This is a genomic window from Streptomyces luteireticuli (assembly GCF_041519305.1).
Taxonomy (GTDB): Bacteria; Actinomycetota; Actinomycetes; order Streptomycetales; family Streptomycetaceae; genus Streptomyces; species Streptomyces luteireticuli.
Genome location: NZ_CP167927.1, coordinates 616,065 through 632,876, shown reverse-complemented (window position 1 = coordinate 632,876; position 16,812 = coordinate 616,065). Strand labels below are relative to the sequence as shown.

Below are 16,812 nucleotides of genomic sequence, written 5' to 3'. Positions count from 1 at the left end.
ACACCGTGACCGCACTCGGCCTGCCCACCCACGTCCGTGCCTGCCTGTTCGACCTCGACGGCGTCCTGACCAAGACCGCCGTCGTGCACGCCGCGGCGTGGAAGGAGATGTTCGACGCCTTCCTCGCCGAGCGCGACGGCCCCGGCTTCCGGCCCTTCGACCCCCTCACCGACTACGACGAGTACGTCGACGGCAGACCCCGGGCCGACGGAGTGCGCACCTTCCTCGCCTCCCGCGGCATCACCCTCCCCGAGGGCACGGACACCGACCCGCCCGACGCCGACACCGTCCAGGGCCTCGGCAACCGCAAGAACCTCCTCGTCCTCGCGAAGATCCGCAAGGAGGGCGTGGAGGCGTACCCCGGCTCCGTCCGCTATGCCGGGGCCGTCCGCGACGCGGGGCTGCGCCGGGCCGTGGTCTCCTCCAGCGCCAACTGCCGCGACGTACTGGCCGCGGCGGGCATCGAGGAACTCTTCGAGGTGCGCATCGACGGCATCGTCGCCAAGGAGCGCGGCCTGCCCGGCAAGCCGCACCCCGACACCTTCCTGGCCGCCGCGGAGGAGCTCGGCGTCGAGCCCGGCCAAGCCGCCGTCTTCGAGGACGCCCTGGCCGGCATGGAGGCCGGCCGCGCCGGGGACTTCGGCTACGTCGTCGGCGTCGACCGGGTGGGACAGGCCGAGGCGCTCCGCAGACACGGCGCCGACACCGTCGTCGACGACCTCGCCGACCTGCTGGAGGACGCCAAGTGATCACGCATCCGGCCTATCTCGTCGAGCCCTGGTGCCTGCGCGAGACCGAGCTCAACCTCGACATCCTCTCCCAGAGCGAGTCGGTGTTCGCCCTCTCCAACGGGCACGTCGGCTGGCGCGGCAACCTCGACGAGGGCGAGCCGCACGGCCTGCCCGGCAGCTACCTCAACGGCGTCTACGAGTTCCGCCCGCTGCCCTACGCCGAGGCCGGCTACGGCTACCCCGAGTCCGGCCAGACCGTCATCAACGTCACCAACGGCAAGGTGATCCGCCTCCTCGTCGACGACGAGCCCTTCGACCTGCGCTACGGCAAACTGCACCGGCACGAGCGGATGCTGGACTTCCGCAGCGGCCTGCTGTACCGCACCGCCGAGTGGACCTCGCCCAGCGGCCGCAGCGTCCGCGTCCGCTCCACCCGGCTGGTCTCCTTCAGCCAGCGCGCGGTGGCGGCCATCGCCTACGAGGTCGAACCGCTGGACGGCGACGTCCGTATCGTCGTCCAGTCCGAGCTGGTCGCCAACGAGCCGATGCCGAAGAACGGGACCGACCCGCGCACGGCCGCCGAGCTCGAGAACCCGCTGGTGCCCGAGCAGTGCCACGCCGAGAACGCGCGCATCCGGCTGCTGCACTGCACCGCCCGCAGCGGGCTGAAGGTCGCGGCCTCCGCCGACCACGTGGTGGAAGGGCCGGAAGGGACCGTGCTGGCGGCCGAGGCCAGTGAGAACGTGGCCCGCCTGACGGTGACCTCCCGGCTGCGGTCGGGGGAGCGGCTGCGGCTGGAGAAGTTCGTCGCCCACGGCTGGTCGGCGGCCCGCTCGGTGCCGGCCGTGCGCGACCAGGTGGACGCCGCCCTCGCCGGGGCCGTCAGCACCGGCTGGGCCGGGCTGGCCGACGAACAGCGGGAATTCCTCGACGACTTCTGGAGCCGCGCCGACGTCGAGGTCGACGGCGACGCCGAGATCCAGCAGGCCGTACGGTTCGCGCTCTTCCACGTCCTGCAGACCGGTGCGCGCGGCGAGGCCCGTGCCCTGCCCGCCAAGGGACTGACCGGACCCGGCTACGACGGCCACTGCTTCTGGGACACCGAGATGTTCGTCCTGCCCGCCCTCACCTACACCGCCCCGAACGCCGTCGACCAGGCCCTGCGCTGGCGCCACAGCACCCTGCCCGCCGCCCAGGAGCGCGCCCGCCAACTCGGCCTGCAGGGCGCCGCGTTCCCCTGGCGGACCATCAACGGCGACGAGTGCTCGGCCTACTGGCCCGCGGGCACGGCGGCCTTCCACGTCAACGCCGACATCGCCTACGCCGTGGTGCGCTACGTCGAGGCCACGGGCGACGAGACCTTCGAACAGGAGGTGGGTCTCCCGCTGCTGGTCGAGACGGCCCGGCTGTGGCGCTCGCTCGGCCACCACGACCACCACGGCAACTTCCACATCGACGGGGTCACCGGCCCCGACGAGTACAGCGCCGTGGCCGACGACAACCTCTACACCAACCTGATGGCCCAGCAGAACCTGGACGAAGCGGCGGCCGCCGCCGAACGGCACCCGGACGCGGCCGCCGTGCTGGGCGTCGACGACGAGGAGACCGCCGCCTGGCGCGACGCGGCGATGCGGATGACCGTGCCCTACAACGAGGAACTGGGCGTTCACGAACAATCGGCCGGCTTCACCCGCCACCAGGTCTGGGACTTCGCCGGGACGCAGCCCGACCAGTACCCGCTGATGCTGCACTTCCCCTACTTCGACCTGTACCGCAAGCAGGTCATCAAACAGGCCGACCTGGTGCTCGCCATGTCCGTGCGCAGCGATGCCTTCACCGCCGAGGAGAAGGCCCGCAACTTCGCCTACTACGAACCCCTGACCGTCCGCGATTCCTCGCTGTCCGCCTGCGGTCAGGCCGTGATGGCCGCCGAGGTGGGCCAGATGCGCCTCGCCTACGACTACCTCGGCGAGGCGGCGATGATGGACCTGGAGGACCTGGAGGGCAACACCCGCGACGGCATCCACATCGCCTCCCTCGGCGGCACCTGGTACGCCCTGGTCGCCGGCTTCGGAGGGATGCGCCACCAGGGCGGAGTGCTCTCCTTCGCCCCCCGGCTGCCCGAACAGATCGGCCGCCTCGCCTTCACCACGGTCTACCGGCAGCGCCGGCTGCGGGTGGAGATCACCGGGACCACAGCCGTGTACACCCTGCTGGAGGGTGAGGCCCTGGAGATCGGGCACTGCGGCGACGCCTTCGAACTCACCCCCGAGAGCGCCGAGTCCCGCCGCATCCCGCCCCTGCCCGCCGGCCCGCCCCCCGAACAGCCGCACGGCCGCTGCCCCGCCACCCGCAAGGCGCCGCAGCGGCCCAAACGGTAGGAGCCCCGGGCCTTCGACGGCACGGCTGTGACCCAGGTCATCAACGGCGGCCGCGGAAGGGGCTGTTCCGACCCGGCCCGCGCATGACATGATCCGGGCCGGGTCTACCGGCATGTAGATCGTGTCCCTACCGCTGTGTGTCCGGTCCCGCGGTGTCGTTCTCCCGCGGATCCGACCCCACCCTCACGTTCCGATGAGGACCCCCATGCGCAAAACCGGCCGGAGAGTGCTCGTACCGGCGCTGGCCGCCGCCTCCCTGACCCTCGCCGCCTGCTCGCCGTCCGGCACGCACCGCACCGCCGCCGCGGAGGACGTGCCGAGGGAGAAGCCCCCGCTCGTCGGCTCCACGGAGTGGCAGCTCGGCCCGGACCCCACGGAGCCCGCACCGCGGAGCACCACGACCGCCCCCGCCGACGGCGATCGCACGACGGCCGCGGCGCGACCGAAGGCCGACCCGGACCTGAAGGTCGCCTCCTTCGACTCCCGCACCGGACGGGCCGTCCTCTCCTTCCCCCCTCCGGCCTCTCCGGCGCCGGGCCGCGGCGGACCGGTCCGGACCGGTGACCTCATCGCGAGTCCGCCCGTGGCCGGCGCCCCCGGGGGCGTCCTGGCCGAGGTCGTCGAAGTGCTGCGCAGGACCGCGCACGGCGCCGAGGTCCGTACCGTCCCGGCCACCCTCGACGCCGTGCTCGGCGACGCGAGGACCTCGGGCGAGGTCTCCGTCGACCCCTCCGCGATCAAGGTCAGCCCGCTCGTCCCGGGCGTCAGGGTTTCCCGGCCCGCACACGGCGACCGCACGGGGCCGGGCGGCCTGCGCGTCGACGTCGACACCGCCCTCGCCCCGGGCAAGGACGCCGAAGGCCCCGCCGCGGCGACCGTCACCGGCTTCGTCCGACTTGCCCCGCGGGTCGGCCTCTCCTACGAAGGCGGCACCTCCGGCGGCGGTCCGAAGGCCGCCTCGCTCGCGCTCTCCGGCGACTGGACCACGGGCTGGAAACTGAAGGGCCGGCCCCCCGCCGCCCACGGCAGGCCCCTGCGCGTGCCGTTCGCCCAACTCCACGCCGATCCCGTCCTGTCCGTCGCCGGGATACCCGTCGTCGTCAACCTCGATCTCACCTGCTACGCCCTGATCGACGCCGACGGGAAGACGGTCGTCGACATCCAACAGAGCGAGGTGAAGGGCGATTCGAGGATCGGGGGATCCTACCGGGCGGACAGGGGCTGGACCCCCGACACCAAGGCCGACTTCGGCACCTCGCCCGTCAAGGCCGCGATCGACGGACCGGCCGCCGTGAAGTCCGGCCTCGGCACCGAGGTGTCCCTCGGCCTCTACGGCCGACCCGTCGTCACCGCCGACCTCTCCACCCCCTACGTACGGACGAAGGCCGGGGACCGCGCCGGTGCGTGGAAGCTGTTCGGCGGCACCGGTCTCCAGGGGTCCCTGCTCCCGCAGTTGAAGGTCTTCGGCACGCCGGAGCCCGCGCCCGGACCGCTGCCGGGGCTGCGGCACGAACGGCAGCTCGCCCGGGGCACGGGGGCGGTCCGGTTCCCCCTCCCGCGCGACGGACAGGAACCGCCGCCGGACGGGGAGTTGAACCCCGCGGACCGGATCCCCGCCCGGCCCGGGCCCCACTGATCACACCACCGGTGCCGATCACACCACCGACGCCGATCACACCACTGACGCCAGGAGCGAGCCCACCGCGTACGTCACCCCCATCGCCAGTGCCCCGCCCAGCACATTGCGCAGCACGGACGGGCGGACGGGGGACGCGCCCAGGCGGGCGCCGGTCCAGCCCGTCAGGGCGAGGGTGGCCAGCACCGAGGCGATGGTGACCGGCAGCCGTCCGCCCGCCGGCAGCAGGACGATCATGAGGAGGGGCAGGAGCGCGCCCGCCGTGAAGGCGCAGAAGCTGGCGGCGGCCGCCCGCCAGGGATCGGTGAGTTCGTCCGGATCGATGCCCAGCTCCACCCGGGCATGGGCCCGCCAGGCGTCCTTCGCGCTGAGCTCCCGGGCGGCCGCGTCGGCCACCGAGGGACTGAGCCCGCGCCGCTCCAGCTCCTCCTCCAACGCGTCCCGGCCCTCCTCGGGATGGGCGCGCAGCTCCCGCTTCTCCAGCTCCAACGCGGCCCGCTGCGCGTCGCGTTGGGTGCACACGGACACGTACTCGCCCGCCGCCATCGAGATCGAGCCCGCCAGCAGGCCCGCCAGCCCCGCCGTCAGCAGCGTGCCACGGCGGTCCGTCGCACCGGCGACGCCGACGACGAGACCGGCCGTCGAGACGACGCCGTCGTTGGCGCCGAGAACGGCCGCCCGGAGCCAGTTCAGCCGTCCCCCGGTGCTGCTCGCGCTCGCGGTCGTGTGCCGGGGCGGGTGCGCGTCGTTCATTCCCCGGCGTCCCGTTCCTCCAGCGGCCGTACCGCGGGACCCTGGAGGACCGAGCCGTCCGTGGCGAACCGCGAGCCGTGGCACGGGCAGTCCCACGACCGCTCCGCCGCGTTGAACGCCACCAGACACCCCAGGTGCGTACAGCGCGCGGAGAGCGCGTGCACCGTGCCGTGCTCGTCCCGGTACACCGCGCAGTGCCGGCCGTCGATGCGGACCACCTCGCCCGTGCCCGGGGCGATGCCGGCCACGTGCTCCGCGCCGGGCGGGCGCAGCCGGTCCGCGACGAAGTGCCGTGCCACACCGGCCTGATGGCGCAGGAACGCGGGGGCTTCGCGCACCGCGCTCCACAGCCGCCTCGGGTCGTAGAGCTCCGCCCACGGCGGCCGGTGCCCGCCGATCAGCTCGGCCAGCAGCATCCCGGCCGCCACACCGCCGCTCATGCCCCACCCGCCGAACCCCGTGGCCACCCAGGTGTGGCGGGCCCGCGGATGGAACGGGCCGATCAGCGGCACCGTATCGGTCGGGTCGTTGTCCTGCGTCGCCCAGCGGACCCCGGGCTCCAGCCCGGGGAAGTGCTCCCGCGCCCAGGCCGCCAGCCGGCCGAAGCGCGCCTCGACGTCCGCGGCCCCCGGCGCGAAGCTCTCCCCGGTGACGATCAGCAGCCGCTGCCCGTCGGACAGCGGGGCCGTGCGCACCGACCGCCTGGTGCCCTCCTCCGTCAGGAACATCCCGCCCGGGTCCTGCCCGTCCGGGATCGCCCCCGTGACCACCAGCTCCCGGCGCGGCGACAGCCGGGAGAACAGCAGCGCCCGGTCGAAGACCGGGGCGTGCGTGGCCACGACCACGTCCCGGGCGGTGACCACGGCCCCGTTCTCCGCGCCCAGCCGGCATGGCGTGCCCTCGTGCAGCCGGGTGACCCGCGTGTGCTCGAACACCGCCCCGCCCCGCGCCACCAGGTCCTCGGCGAGGGCCAGCAGGTACTTCCGCGGATGGAACTGCGCCTGGCCGGGGAGGCGGACGGCCGCCTCGACGCGGAACGGCAGCCCCGTCCGCTCCGTGAACGTGGTCTCCAGCCCGGCCTGCTCGGCCGCGTTGACCTCCTCGCGCACCGCGAACCGCCCCGCCGCCTCCGTCACATACGTGTACGCCGTCCGCCGCTCCAGCTCGCAGTCGACGTCCAGCAGCCGCGCGACCTCGGCCACGCGCTCCACCGCGCCCTGCTGCGAGCGCGCGTACAGCCGGGCCCCCTCCGGCCCCCGGGTACGCCGCAGCCGGGCGTACACCAGCCCGTGCAGCGCCGTCACCTTGGCGGTGGTCCGCCCGCTGACCCCCTCGGCGATCCGCCCGGCCTCCAGCACGGCCACCGACCGCCCGGCCCGCGCCAGCTCCCACGCCGTGCTCAGCCCGGCGATCCCCCCGCCGATCACGGCCACGTCGACGTCGACACCCGCCCCCGTGGCCAGCGGGGGATAGGCGGTGGCGGGGGTCGTGGACATCCAGTACGGCTCGTCGGAAGGCTGCGTCACCATGCGGAGACGGATTCCCGGCCGGCCCGGGGGTACCCGGAGCGGCGGCCGGGGTTCCTCCGTTCGGCGGCGCCGCGTCCACCGGACGTGGACATCGGCGTGCCGCCGGTCGCCCGGACCCGGAGCACGCGGCCCGGACGCCGGATTTCGCCGCGGTCGGGCCGAAGCCGCAGGAGAACCGGGTGCCGCGCCTGGCGTCCGCGGCCGCCACGGTCCACCGGCCGGCGCGCGCGGACTTGGAGGAGTTGCACCGTTCCGAGCCCGAGGACGGGTGGAGGAGCAGGTGAGTTGGGGCTGTCGGGGGAGTGAGGTGTCCCCGGTCTATGCCGGGGTCCGGGGGTCGGCCAGCAGGCGGATGTCGTCGGCCGCCCAGAGGACGAACCGTTCGACCGGGATCACCTCGTGTCCCGGCACGGGCCGGAAGCGGAACCGCTTGAGCAGCACGGCGAGGATCAGTTCGGCCTCCACCGTCGCGAGGGCGGCGCCTTCGCAGCTGCGGGGCCCGAGTCCGAAGGGCACGTGGGCCAGCCTCGGCCGCCGGGCCGTCTCCTCGGGGGCGAACCGTTCGGGCACGAACTTCTCCGGCTCGGGCCAGTGGGCGGGGTTCATGTGGAGGGCCCGGAAGGGGTAGAAGACCGTCGCCCCGGCCGGGATCTCGTAGTCCCCCAGGACGAGCGCCCCGGTCGTCAGCCGGGCCCCGTACGGGCCCGGCGGGTAGAGCCGCATCGACTCCTTGAGCACCCTCTCCAGATACGTCAGCCGTCGCAGGTCGGCATACTCCGGTGCCGCCCGGTCGCCGAGGACGCGGTCCAGCTCCCCGGCGACGCGTGCAGCAGCCTCGGGGTGGTGCCCGAGCAGGTGGAGGGTCCAGGAGACGGCCACCCCGGTCGTGTGGTGGGCGGCCAGCATCGTCATCATGACGGTGTCGCGGATCCGCGCGGGGCTCTCGCCGGCCTCCACGAGCGCCCCGATCAGGTCGCTGCGGTCCGTACGGCTGCCGGGGCGGTGCGCCGCGATCACCTCGTCGACCCGCGCCCGCAGATAGGCGAGGGCGTCGCGGGCCCGCCTGCCCCGCTCCTCCCCGTCGCCCGGCTGAGGCACCCGGTAGAGCCGTCCCAGATGCTCGGTGAGCACCTCCTCGAACGCGGCGACCACGCCGTCCGGATCCACGGAGGCGCCTCCCAGCGCGTACGTACAGATCATCCGCAGAGACAGTGCGGTGAGGTCCTTCTGCGACGCGACGGGCTCATGGGCGGCCGCCTTCCCGGCCCAGCGGTCCGCGAGCTCCGTCACCAGCTCGGTGAACCGTGCGAAGTACCGCTCGTGGGACGGGCGTCCGGCCAGCACCGACAGGAGCAGGCGCCGCAACGGCGCGTGTTCGCCTGCTGGCAGCACCTGCAGATTGCCCGCCTCGAACAGTGGCTCCAGGAACGCGAACAGCCGCTCCGGCCGTTCGTCGAGATGTGCCGTCGCCTCCAGCAGGACGGGGTCGGCGACCGACACCGCCGTCTCCGCGCCCGGCAGTTGGAACCGCACGACCGGGCCGTACGTGGCATGCAGCCACAACTGGTAGGCGTGCAGCCCGCCCGCCGCCGCGACGGCGCCGGCTCCGCCGTCCGCCCGGGGTGCGGGACCGGGAATGTCCATGGACGCTCCTGGGAGAGAGGGTGCGGACATGAACACTCTGGCGCGTCACGGCCCGGCAGTACAGGATGAGGCGTCAACCAACGCCCGACGAAAGAGAACGCACGGCATGGCCGTCATCCACCACACCACCATCGTCCCGTCCAAGGACGAACTGCTCACCGCCTGGCTGCCCACCCGCCCCTGGTACCGCCCCGCCGCCGGCGGCCCGCGGCTGGAGCGGGCGGGCGGCTTCCGGCTGGACGACCCGGCCGGCGAGGTCGGGATCGAGTTCATGGTGGTGACCGACACGGCGGGCGACGGGCCCGTGAGCTATCTGGTGCCGCTCACCTACCGGGGCGCCCCACTGGAGGGCGCGGAGGACGCCCTCGTCGGCACGATGGAACACGGCGTGCTGGGCCGTCGCTGGGCCTACGACGGCTGCCACGACCCGGTGCTCGTCGCCGAGCTGCTCGCCCTGATCGAGGGCCGCGCCCGGGCACAGGACCAGAACGCCAGCGATCTCCCCGACGACGGGATCGGCCGCTCCTTCACGGGGGAGGGCCCGGTCGCTATGGCTCCGACCGCCGTGACCGACGGCCGGGACGCCACGGAGCTCCACGACGCCGCTCAGGGTGCGACCCTGCGGCTGAACCGCGTCCTGCGCTCCGGTGCCCCCGTGCAGGGTGCGGCCGGGGAGGTCACCGGCTGGTGGCGGCAGTTGGATGGGACCCGGGCGCGCGGCGCGTTCGCTGTCCTGCGTACGGCCGGGCGGGACTGACGCCGGAGCCCGTTCCGGGGAGGGGCAGGTGGGCGGTTGCCGTACGACTGTCCCCGCGCGGTCGTCGTCGGAAGAGCTCTAACGCGTCAGGATGTATGCCGCGAGGACGGCGGATTTGACCAATGCCGGTGGCAGGAAGAGGGCTTTGCCGACCCATAGTTCGGCGTGGTCTTCCCGGTCGAGGGAGGAGGCGAGGAACTGGTGCGCCCGGTGGCGTGTGCTGTCGGGGGCGGGACCGAACCGGGGCGTCAGAGAGTCCAGTGCGAGGACGGCCCACGCGGATTCTTCGGGGCGGCCCGGGCCGGTTCCCCAGGATCCGTCGGGGTGTTGGGTGTCCAGCAGCCAGTGCCATGTCCCACTGAGGGATTCGGGTGCCACTTGGCTGAGCCCGGGGACGACGTGGGCGGTGGCGTAGTAGGGGGACAGGTGCCACTTGTCGATCCACCATGCCTCTTCGCACCGGGTGGAGAGCAGGAAGTCCCTGCATTTGTCGACCTGTCGGGGGAAGCGTTCACGGTCGGGTGCCAACGCTTCCAGTACGTGGCCGTTGGCGCTGATCGCGGGGTGGCGTTCGTAGGCGAAGGCCCGGAAGTACTGCTCATCCTCGAAGGCCAGCAGAGTCTGCTGGAGTGGTTCGTGTTCGTAGCCGAACATACGGAGCACAGTGGCGGTCATGGCCGTGTCGTCGGCGTCGACGAGGTCATTGCCGGACATGGCCGTCAGACCGTGGGGCGCCTGTGCGGCCAGTGCCGCGAGCTGATCTGCCTGCTTGCGCATCGTCGTGGAATCCAGGCCTGCTCGTCCGAGCGCGTACAGCACCCAGGCCGGTTCCATGACGTCGATGGGATAGTGCTCGGGCAGGCCGCCGTCGCCCGTCGAGCCGGCTGCCTTCCTGAGGAAGTCCAGTGCCGCCCGGTCGCCGGTTGCCTGCCAGTACACCCCGGTCGGGATGGTGCTGTTGACGATGGAGCCGTCCTGTGAGGCGAGTTTTCCCACCGCCTGCACTGGGATGATGTCCGCCAAGGCCTCCAGCGCATGCAGCAACGGTGTCTGGTGAACGGTCAGGACGCCCGCGGGGACTTTCGCGAGCTTGCGTTCGCGTAGGTCGCTCAGGGCGTCGACGATGTGCGGTGGCAGCTGGAGGCCCAGCTCTTGCGCCTCGGCCACCAAGGGCGGCGCGACCAACTCGAAGGCGAGCATGTCGTCCTGCCCGTCCGCCCAGGGGTCAGGATGGTTGTTGAGGCAGGTGATTCCTGCCTGGATCGCGTCCTGCACCCAGGGGCCGGGCCCGTTCCGCAGCGCGGTGACGGCCGCGAGGGTGCACAGGAACCGGTCCTGGGCCGCCGGGACGGAGCCTCCCCAGGAACCGTCTGCGTGCTGGTGGCGGCGGAGCCACTCCAGCGTCTCGGGGAACACCGGCCGGCCGTGCTCGTCGCGCAGCCGGGCGGCCCAGGCGGTGGGGTAGGCCGAGGACTGCATGGAACAGGTACCGAGCCCGCTTACGAGTGCCTTCACGCGCTCCGGCACTTCTTCCTCGGTCGGCTTGTGCACGTAGCCTCCTCATCATCCCGGTACGAGGTGGTGGGTTAGCCGTCCGTATAACGGCCCAACCCCCCCTTGACGTAGAACTCTGTTTGCACTCTGAGCATGCGGTGGGTGTCGCGTGCGTAGGCACGCAGTTCAGGGAGAGATGACTCCGACAGGTGCTGAATCATCTCGGTGGCCACCTTTGCCTCTTGACCGATCAGCTCGCAGGTGTCCGTGAGTGCGCCACTCAGGTCGCAGTTCTTCTTCTGCATCAAGACATTGGGGAGATTGATCGAGCAGTCCCCTTCTTGTCTTCTTTCCTTTGTGTAAGAACACAGGTCGTTCACCCATCCGACAAGGTTGGCAGCGGCCCGCTTGAGCCTGATGAGCTGCGGGTTCCGACGCGCAATGTCAGGCAGCACGTAGTCGCCGAGGGGCTCGGCGCATGCCCACACCAGAACGCCCCCGCATGCATACAGGCGTGCATCCAGGTATGTGCGGAGGCTGGGCTGGCTGCGCGCAGCACGAAGCTGCGCTTCCCATTGCCAGCCCAGCAACACTCCGTACAAGGCATTCCGGAGACCGTCTTGCTGGCCACTGGTCCAGTCCTCGGACCGATGCAGAATCTCGGCCAGTGCAGTACCGAACCCCTGAGCGCGATGATCGCCGCCGTCGAGGACATCGAGCAGTTCAAAAACGCGTCGAGCGAGACTGTCGATTCCTTCACTGCGGACGCATTCGACATGGGCTTCGTCGAAGGAGACGTACCACACGAGAGCGTCGACGGTGAGTTGTAAATCCTTCCGGCCTGCCTCAGGGTAGGCAGTTGCGAGGAACAGCGGGGATCCCATCATGGTTTTGCGTAGATTTCCAGGGGCTTCGGAACCGGCCAGGCCGTGGCGGCGGGTGAACTCTCGCGTGCCCCTGTACAGATCCTCGGCCCGGTCGAAGTCGACGGAAATTTCCAGCGGGGGAAATTGGGCTTTCAGTTCCTGAAGGAGCGGGTCATACGAAGGTGCTGAGTTCACGAGGCCTCCTCATGGTTGCTTCCGTAGGGGGAACGTTCAGGAGAGGCCGTGACAGGCGCTCTGCCGGTGAGGGCCGTGCGGGAGGTAGCGTTCAGCGAGTGCTCTTTGCAAAGAACCGAGCCAGCGAAATGACATCGGCGCGGGCAGTGTCATCACTCATGACGTGATTCAGCGGTCTGATGGCAACCTCAAGCCGGCTCCGGATCTCTCGCTCGGTACGCAGTAGCCCCCCGCAGCGTTCGACAAGAACCGCAGCACGTGCGGCTTCCTCGATATCCAAAGGCTGGATTCCCGGGGTGAGTATCTGTGCGAGTTCGTTGCGATCGCTGCCCGTTGATTCGAGCGCGACGATGACCGGAAAGGTCTTCTTGCGTTTTTTGAGGTCGGCCAGTCCGGGCTTTCCCGTCTGGTCGGGGTCACCCCAGATGCCGAGCAGGTCGTTGCGCAGCTGCCAGACCAGGCCGAGCTGACTGCCGAATGCGGCCAGACCATCGACATCGGGAATCCCGGCGAACATGGCGCCCAGAACACAGGGACAGCTGAAGGTGCCGCAGGCCTTGCCCTCCACCATGTGCAGATATTCGCTCAGACTGACGTCATCGCGCCGCTCGAAGTCGATGTCCTGGAGCTGTGCCCCATTGAGCTTCACCACGGTCTGTGCGAGTTTGCGGGCGGCCAAGGCGGCGTCCGGGCGCGGCTGTTCGGCCAGTATTTCCATGGCCAGACTGTTCATCGCGGTGCAGGCGAGCAGCGCCCGGGCGGTGCCGAATACTGACCATGCGGCGCGGCGGCCCCGGCGTGTGGTGTCTTCGTCGATGATGTCGTCCTGCATCGTGGCCGCGTTGGAGGCCAGTTCGCAGGCGACGGCCGCGGGAAGTGCCGGCCGCCAGCCGGCGCCGTCGGCGGCCGCGCACAGCAGGGCCAGCAGTCCTGCCCGGTGCCGGCCGCTGCCGGCGGTTACGCGCGTGCCGTTCTCGTCGCACCAGCCGAAGTGGTAGGCGACGATGCCGGCCGCCGCCGGATCCAGGCGTCCGACTGCCTCCTGCAAGGCGAGCTCGATATCGGCCTGTGCCCGGTTGATCCGCTGATGCTTGATCATGTGGCTGGATGAACGCATGGCTTCCGTTCCTCCTTCGGACCGCCGCACGCTCGGATGGGTGAGCGACTTGTTCTCAGGAGCGCAGCACGCGCATGCCGGCCGGTGCCGTCGGGCCACGTCGGCCAGGGGAGCGGATGGGCAGGGGTGTGAGTGGTGGAGGGGAAGCGGCAGGGGTACGCAGCGGCCCGGACGGACCGCTGCCCTGCGTCATGGCCCGGAGCAGTGGTGGATCGATGATCGCCTGCCGGCCGGGCACGACCACTTTCCTTCTGTGGAGCGGGTGTTCGCGAGTACGCGGGCGGCCTGTCGGGGTATGGGGCCCACCTCCTCGCCGCCGTGACATGCACGGGAGTTCTACCCACTCGGCCCTGCGACCAGCCGCCGTATCCCGGCCGACAAGGCCTTGGCCCCGCACACATAACGGACTTGGAGCCTGACCTGGGCCTTCGGCCTTGAGACCGTCTTCTCCCGGTGATCCCGGTCACCCACGGCGAGGATGCGGCACGGCTTCTCTCAGCCCCGCAGCCGGTAGCTGTTGGCGAAGCCGGAGATGCTGCAGGTGTTGAGGCGGCTCTGGACCAAGTCGTAGGTGAAGCCGGGCGGTACGTCGCAGGCCCACAGGCCGTTGGCCGGGGTCCGCATGCGGTAGCTGGTGGAGAAGCCGGACGTGCTGCAGGAGTTCAGCCGGCTCTGCGCCAGGTCGTAGGTGAAGCCGGGGAGCAGGGAGCACACCAGGATCCCGTCCTGCCCCCGGCGCAGGTGGTACTGCGTCGTGAAACCGGAACCACAGGTGTTGAGGCGGCTCTGCACCTGGTCGTAGGTGTAGCCGGCCGGTACGGAACAGGCCCAGGTGTTGTCCAGGTCCTGCGTCCCCGCCTGGGCCGCGGGGGCCGGCCCGACGGCGAACGCGGCGGCCAGGGCGGCCGCGAACACGGACACCAGGGCCCGGGGTCTGGTGAAGGCGCGGCGCACGGTACGCATGTTGTCCTCCCTCTCGCGGAGATGTTCGACAGGGCGGAACCTACCGGCGGACACGCGTCGTACAGGAGCGCCGATCCGGCCGTAGAAACGGCCGGAAGGGCGCTTACCGTGTGCGGTCGGCGGCTATCGGTGCGCGGAAGGCGTGTCGCCGCCGTCCGTCGTCCGGTACGGGGCCGTCGCCTGCTGCGCCGCGTACAGCAGGGCCGGCTTCAGCTTGGGCCAGAAGTAGCTGTCCTGGCAGGAGAAGGCCGGGGTGAAGCCCGAGCAGCCGCGGCCGTCGCTGTCACCGATCTCGATGGTCAGGCTGGCCACGCCGAGTTTGTCGTACGTCCAGTCGTCGGAGCCGCCGGACGCGTCGTAGAGGATCTCGCCGGCCTGGCCGGACTGGTAGCCGGTGAGTGAGCCCAGCCGTCCGGCCAGCGCCCGCAGCGCGGCGTCGTTGCCGGTGTGGATGCGGCGGTCGGCCTCCCACGGGAGCAGGACCATGCTCGCGTCGCTGTGGAGGCTGATCATCAGGCCCTTGGCGGTGTCCGGTGCGGGGTCGCTGTCGCCGGTGCCGGTGCGGACGGCCGGGTACAGCTGCTTGAACAGGCCCTCCAGCGAGGCGTTCTCCGGCTCGGAGTCGGCGCGGGGACCGAGGTAGATCTCGCTGCACGGCTGGGTGGAGGTGCCCGCGCCGCCCCAGTGGGTGCCCGCGTTGCGGTTGAGGTCGACGCCGATCTGGCCGGTCCAACTGCAGTTCGTGCCGCGGGAGTCGTCGGCGTTCTTGCGCTGGAGGATCGGGTTGTCGCCGCCCTGGGCGACGATGTCGACGCCGTCCGGGTTGGTGATGGGCACGACCCACATCTCGGTGGAGTCCATCAGCGCCGTGATCGCGGGGTCCTTGCCGTACTCGTCCGTCAGGGCGTCGATCCAGCGCCAGGAGACCTCGCCCGTGGTGATCTCCCGTGCGTGGATCTGGCTCATGAGGAAGAACCGCGGCTTCGTGGAGTTCGGGTCGAGTGCGCAGTCGCCCTGCTTCTTCTTGGTGACGCAGATGGCCTTGAGGTCGTGGCCGCCGCGCCCCTGCTGTCTGAGCCAGGACTTCCCGTAGGTGACCACCGTGGCCATGTCCGGGTGCTGCGCGGCGACTTGGTCGAGGTGCGCGTAGTGCGCGTCGACGGTGTGGTAGCCGCCGTAGTAGGTGTCGTTCACGCTTCCGGCGCCGTGCCGGGCGGGCACCTTGTGCGGGAGCGGCTTCTTCATCGTCTCCACGGCCGTGGGGGAGAAGCCGAGTCTGCGCAGCTCGGCCGCCGTCGACGGGTCGCCCATGACGAACAGGTCGTCGCCCTGACGCCGTTCGATGAGGTCGAACCCGGAGGTGATCAGCTTCTGCGCGTCCTGCCCGCCGTGCGTGGGGACGCGGTAGACGACCACGGTGCGCTCGGTGGACGTCGGCGTGTGCCGGGGAGCGCCGGCGAAGGCGGGCGAGGTGGCGGGGGAAAGGGCCGTGAGCGCCACGACCGTCGCTCCTGCGGCCAGGGCCGCGAGGATCTTCCGGGACATGGAAGGGCCTTCCGTGGGGGGATTCGGGCACGTGCCCGCGGAGCGGGACGCGGGGTTCCCGCACCTCGCCCGCGGCGGCTCCCGGGAAGCCGGACTGTTCGGCGCTCCGGGCGCCTCGGCTGGTGCCGTCGGACCAACCGGAGGGTATGGTGCCATGTTCATGCCATGACGGGAAGGAGGCGCGCCGCTCTCGGGACAGCCGTCCTCGGGACGACGGGAGGCGTTCGGGGACGCCGTACCGGTCAGGGCGACGCGGTCAGTTCCACCAGGGACTTGACGGTGTTCCAGTTGCGGGACGTCGCCTCGACGCCCTGGAGGAGGGCGGGACGCAGGAGGGCGGGGGCGAGGCGCGAGACGCCGAGGCCGAGCGGGGTGTGGAGGTAGAGCACCCGGTCCCCGAGTCGGAACTCCTCGGGGAGGTACTCCGTGGGGCCGACGGAGGCGAACCGCTCGGACGTGACCGGACGCGAGAGGAAGACGGCGTGCAGCTGCTTGCCCGCGAGGTCCTCGGCGGGGAAGGGGCAGGCGTCCAGGACGGCCCGCAGATACGGTCCGCTCCGCACCAGGCAGGCGACCGGGAAGCCGAAGTGCCGCTCGATCGCCGCCTCCAGCCCGGCCGCGAGGGCGTCCTCATCGTCCGAGTCGCTGCTGAAGACGGCGTTGCCGCTGTTGAGATGGGTCCGCACGGCGCCGTGTCCGAGCCCGGAGAGAAGCTCCCGGAGCTCGGCCATCGGCACCTTCTTCTTGCCGCTCACGTTGATCCCGCGCAGGAGGGCGGCGTACGTCGTCGTCACGGGACCACCCTATGGGGCGGTGGTCCCCGGGCCGTGGCGGGATAACGCCGGGCGGGGTTGCGGGGAGAGGGGACCGTCAAGAAGATCGTTCGGCGGAGGCCCGGATTCCGCAGATTCCGCAGATTCCACGGATTCGCCGATCCCGCGGGGCCGACGGGCCGGGAGAGCGACGGAAGAAAGAGGCGTGATGAAAAACCTTGGGGAAGGCCGGCGTTAGTCCGCCGCGTGCGGACTGCCGTCGGCCCGGGTGGGGGAACGGCCGACCGGCCCCCGCTCCGCATTGCTCCGTCTCGCTGTCCGCCGCCCGTCCGCTGGAGTGATTCGTGCAAAGCCCCAAGCCCGTTACCTTTTTCGTGGCCCCGCAACGGGGTTCCCGGCCTCTGGTCCCGGCATGACTTGCAGCCCCT

General features: G+C 71.3%; 13 protein-coding genes. 4 read left to right on the top strand and 9 right to left on the bottom strand.

Going from position 1 to position 16,812, the window contains the following annotated elements; translation table 11 throughout:
* Nucleotides 1–5: 5 nt before the first annotated feature.
* From AB8735_RS02775 to AB8735_RS02765, 3 genes are all read left to right on the top strand, one after another.
* The gene (locus AB8735_RS02775) at nucleotides 6–749 is read left to right on the top strand and encodes a beta-phosphoglucomutase family hydrolase (protein ID WP_344026710.1); all 744 of its coding nucleotides are present in this window, start codon (nucleotides 6–8) and stop codon (nucleotides 747–749) included.
* Entirely contained in the window at nucleotides 746–3,112 is a 2,367-nt protein-coding gene (locus AB8735_RS02770; RefSeq protein WP_372405030.1) for a glycoside hydrolase family 65 protein, read from the top strand. The genes AB8735_RS02775 and AB8735_RS02770 overlap by 4 nt, the downstream gene beginning before the upstream one ends.
* A gap of 205 nt (nucleotides 3,113–3,317) precedes the next feature.
* The gene (locus AB8735_RS02765) at nucleotides 3,318–4,748 is read left to right on the top strand and encodes a hypothetical protein (RefSeq protein ID WP_372405028.1); all 1,431 of its coding nucleotides are present in this window, start codon (nucleotides 3,318–3,320) and stop codon (nucleotides 4,746–4,748) included.
* 36 nt (nucleotides 4,749–4,784) lie between these two features.
* On the opposite strand, the gene AB8735_RS02760 is transcribed toward AB8735_RS02765, so the two are convergent.
* The 3 genes from AB8735_RS02760 to AB8735_RS02750 all read right to left on the bottom strand — a co-directional run bounded on the left by AB8735_RS02760 (nucleotide 4,785) and on the right by AB8735_RS02750 (nucleotide 8,674).
* Nucleotides 4,785–5,501, bottom strand: coding sequence for a VIT family protein (locus tag AB8735_RS02760; protein ID WP_372405025.1), 717 nt, complete (start codon nucleotides 5,499–5,501; stop codon nucleotides 4,785–4,787).
* Nucleotides 5,498–7,030, bottom strand: a complete 1,533-nt coding sequence (locus tag AB8735_RS02755; protein ID WP_372405024.1) for an FAD-dependent oxidoreductase — start codon at nucleotides 7,028–7,030, stop codon at nucleotides 5,498–5,500. Before AB8735_RS02755 ends, AB8735_RS02760 begins: the two co-directional genes overlap by 4 nt.
* Before the next feature lie 318 nt (nucleotides 7,031–7,348).
* Nucleotides 7,349–8,674 carry a cytochrome P450 gene (locus tag AB8735_RS02750; protein WP_372405022.1) on the bottom strand — a complete coding sequence of 442 codons (1,326 nt, stop codon included), beginning with the start codon at nucleotides 8,672–8,674 and terminating at the stop codon, nucleotides 7,349–7,351.
* A 106-nt stretch (nucleotides 8,675–8,780) separates the two neighbouring features.
* Here AB8735_RS02750 and AB8735_RS02745 point away from each other — a divergent pair, with 106 nt between their 5' ends.
* Nucleotides 8,781–9,431 carry a 1,4-alpha-glucan branching protein gene (locus tag AB8735_RS02745; RefSeq protein WP_372405020.1) on the top strand — a complete coding sequence of 217 codons (651 nt, stop codon included), beginning with the start codon at nucleotides 8,781–8,783 and terminating at the stop codon, nucleotides 9,429–9,431.
* A 78-nt stretch (nucleotides 9,432–9,509) separates the two neighbouring features.
* Here AB8735_RS02745 and AB8735_RS02740 read toward each other — a convergent pair whose 3' ends face one another.
* The 6 genes from AB8735_RS02740 to AB8735_RS02715 form a co-directional block, all read right to left on the bottom strand.
* Nucleotides 9,510–10,982, bottom strand: coding sequence for a prenyltransferase/squalene oxidase repeat-containing protein (locus AB8735_RS02740; protein ID WP_372405018.1), 1,473 nt, complete (start codon nucleotides 10,980–10,982; stop codon nucleotides 9,510–9,512).
* 35 nt (nucleotides 10,983–11,017) lie between these two features.
* Nucleotides 11,018–11,986 carry a terpene synthase family protein gene (locus AB8735_RS02735; protein WP_372405017.1) on the bottom strand — a complete coding sequence of 323 codons (969 nt, stop codon included), beginning with the start codon at nucleotides 11,984–11,986 and terminating at the stop codon, nucleotides 11,018–11,020.
* Nucleotides 11,987–12,077: 91 nt separating this feature from the next.
* Entirely contained in the window at nucleotides 12,078–13,103 is a 1,026-nt protein-coding gene (locus AB8735_RS02730) for a polyprenyl synthetase family protein (RefSeq protein ID WP_372405016.1), read from the bottom strand.
* A 495-nt stretch (nucleotides 13,104–13,598) separates the two neighbouring features.
* Nucleotides 13,599–14,066, bottom strand: a complete 468-nt coding sequence (locus AB8735_RS02725) for a hypothetical protein (protein ID WP_372405013.1) — start codon at nucleotides 14,064–14,066, stop codon at nucleotides 13,599–13,601.
* 123 nt (nucleotides 14,067–14,189) lie between these two features.
* Nucleotides 14,190–15,611 (bottom strand): M14 family zinc carboxypeptidase, encoded by a 1,422-nt coding sequence (locus AB8735_RS02720; RefSeq protein ID WP_372405010.1) that lies wholly within the window; start codon nucleotides 15,609–15,611, stop codon nucleotides 14,190–14,192.
* 242 nt (nucleotides 15,612–15,853) lie between these two features.
* Entirely contained in the window at nucleotides 15,854–16,405 is a 552-nt protein-coding gene (locus AB8735_RS02715; protein WP_372405007.1) for a DUF1697 domain-containing protein, read from the bottom strand.
* Nucleotides 16,406–16,812: the final 407 nt, after the last annotated feature.

Excerpts from the sequence above, each read along its gene's own strand:
- AB8735_RS02765 (WP_372405028.1), top strand. The coding sequence starts at position 3,318 with ATGCGCAAAACCGGCCGGAGAGTGCTCGTACCGGCGCTGGCCGCCGCC.
- AB8735_RS02760 (WP_372405025.1), bottom strand. The coding sequence starts at position 5,501 with ATGAACGACGCGCACCCGCCCCGGCACACGACCGCGAGCGCGAGCAGC.
- AB8735_RS02755 (WP_372405024.1), bottom strand. The coding sequence starts at position 7,030 with ATGGTGACGCAGCCTTCCGACGAGCCGTACTGGATGTCCACGACCCCC.
- AB8735_RS02750 (WP_372405022.1), bottom strand. The coding sequence starts at position 8,674 with ATGGACATTCCCGGTCCCGCACCCCGGGCGGACGGCGGAGCCGGCGCC.
- AB8735_RS02745 (WP_372405020.1), top strand. The coding sequence starts at position 8,781 with ATGGCCGTCATCCACCACACCACCATCGTCCCGTCCAAGGACGAACTG.
- AB8735_RS02730 (WP_372405016.1), bottom strand. The coding sequence starts at position 13,103 with ATGCGTTCATCCAGCCACATGATCAAGCATCAGCGGATCAACCGGGCA.
- AB8735_RS02725 (WP_372405013.1), bottom strand. The coding sequence starts at position 14,066 with ATGCGTACCGTGCGCCGCGCCTTCACCAGACCCCGGGCCCTGGTGTCC.
- AB8735_RS02720 (WP_372405010.1), bottom strand. The coding sequence starts at position 15,611 with ATGTCCCGGAAGATCCTCGCGGCCCTGGCCGCAGGAGCGACGGTCGTG.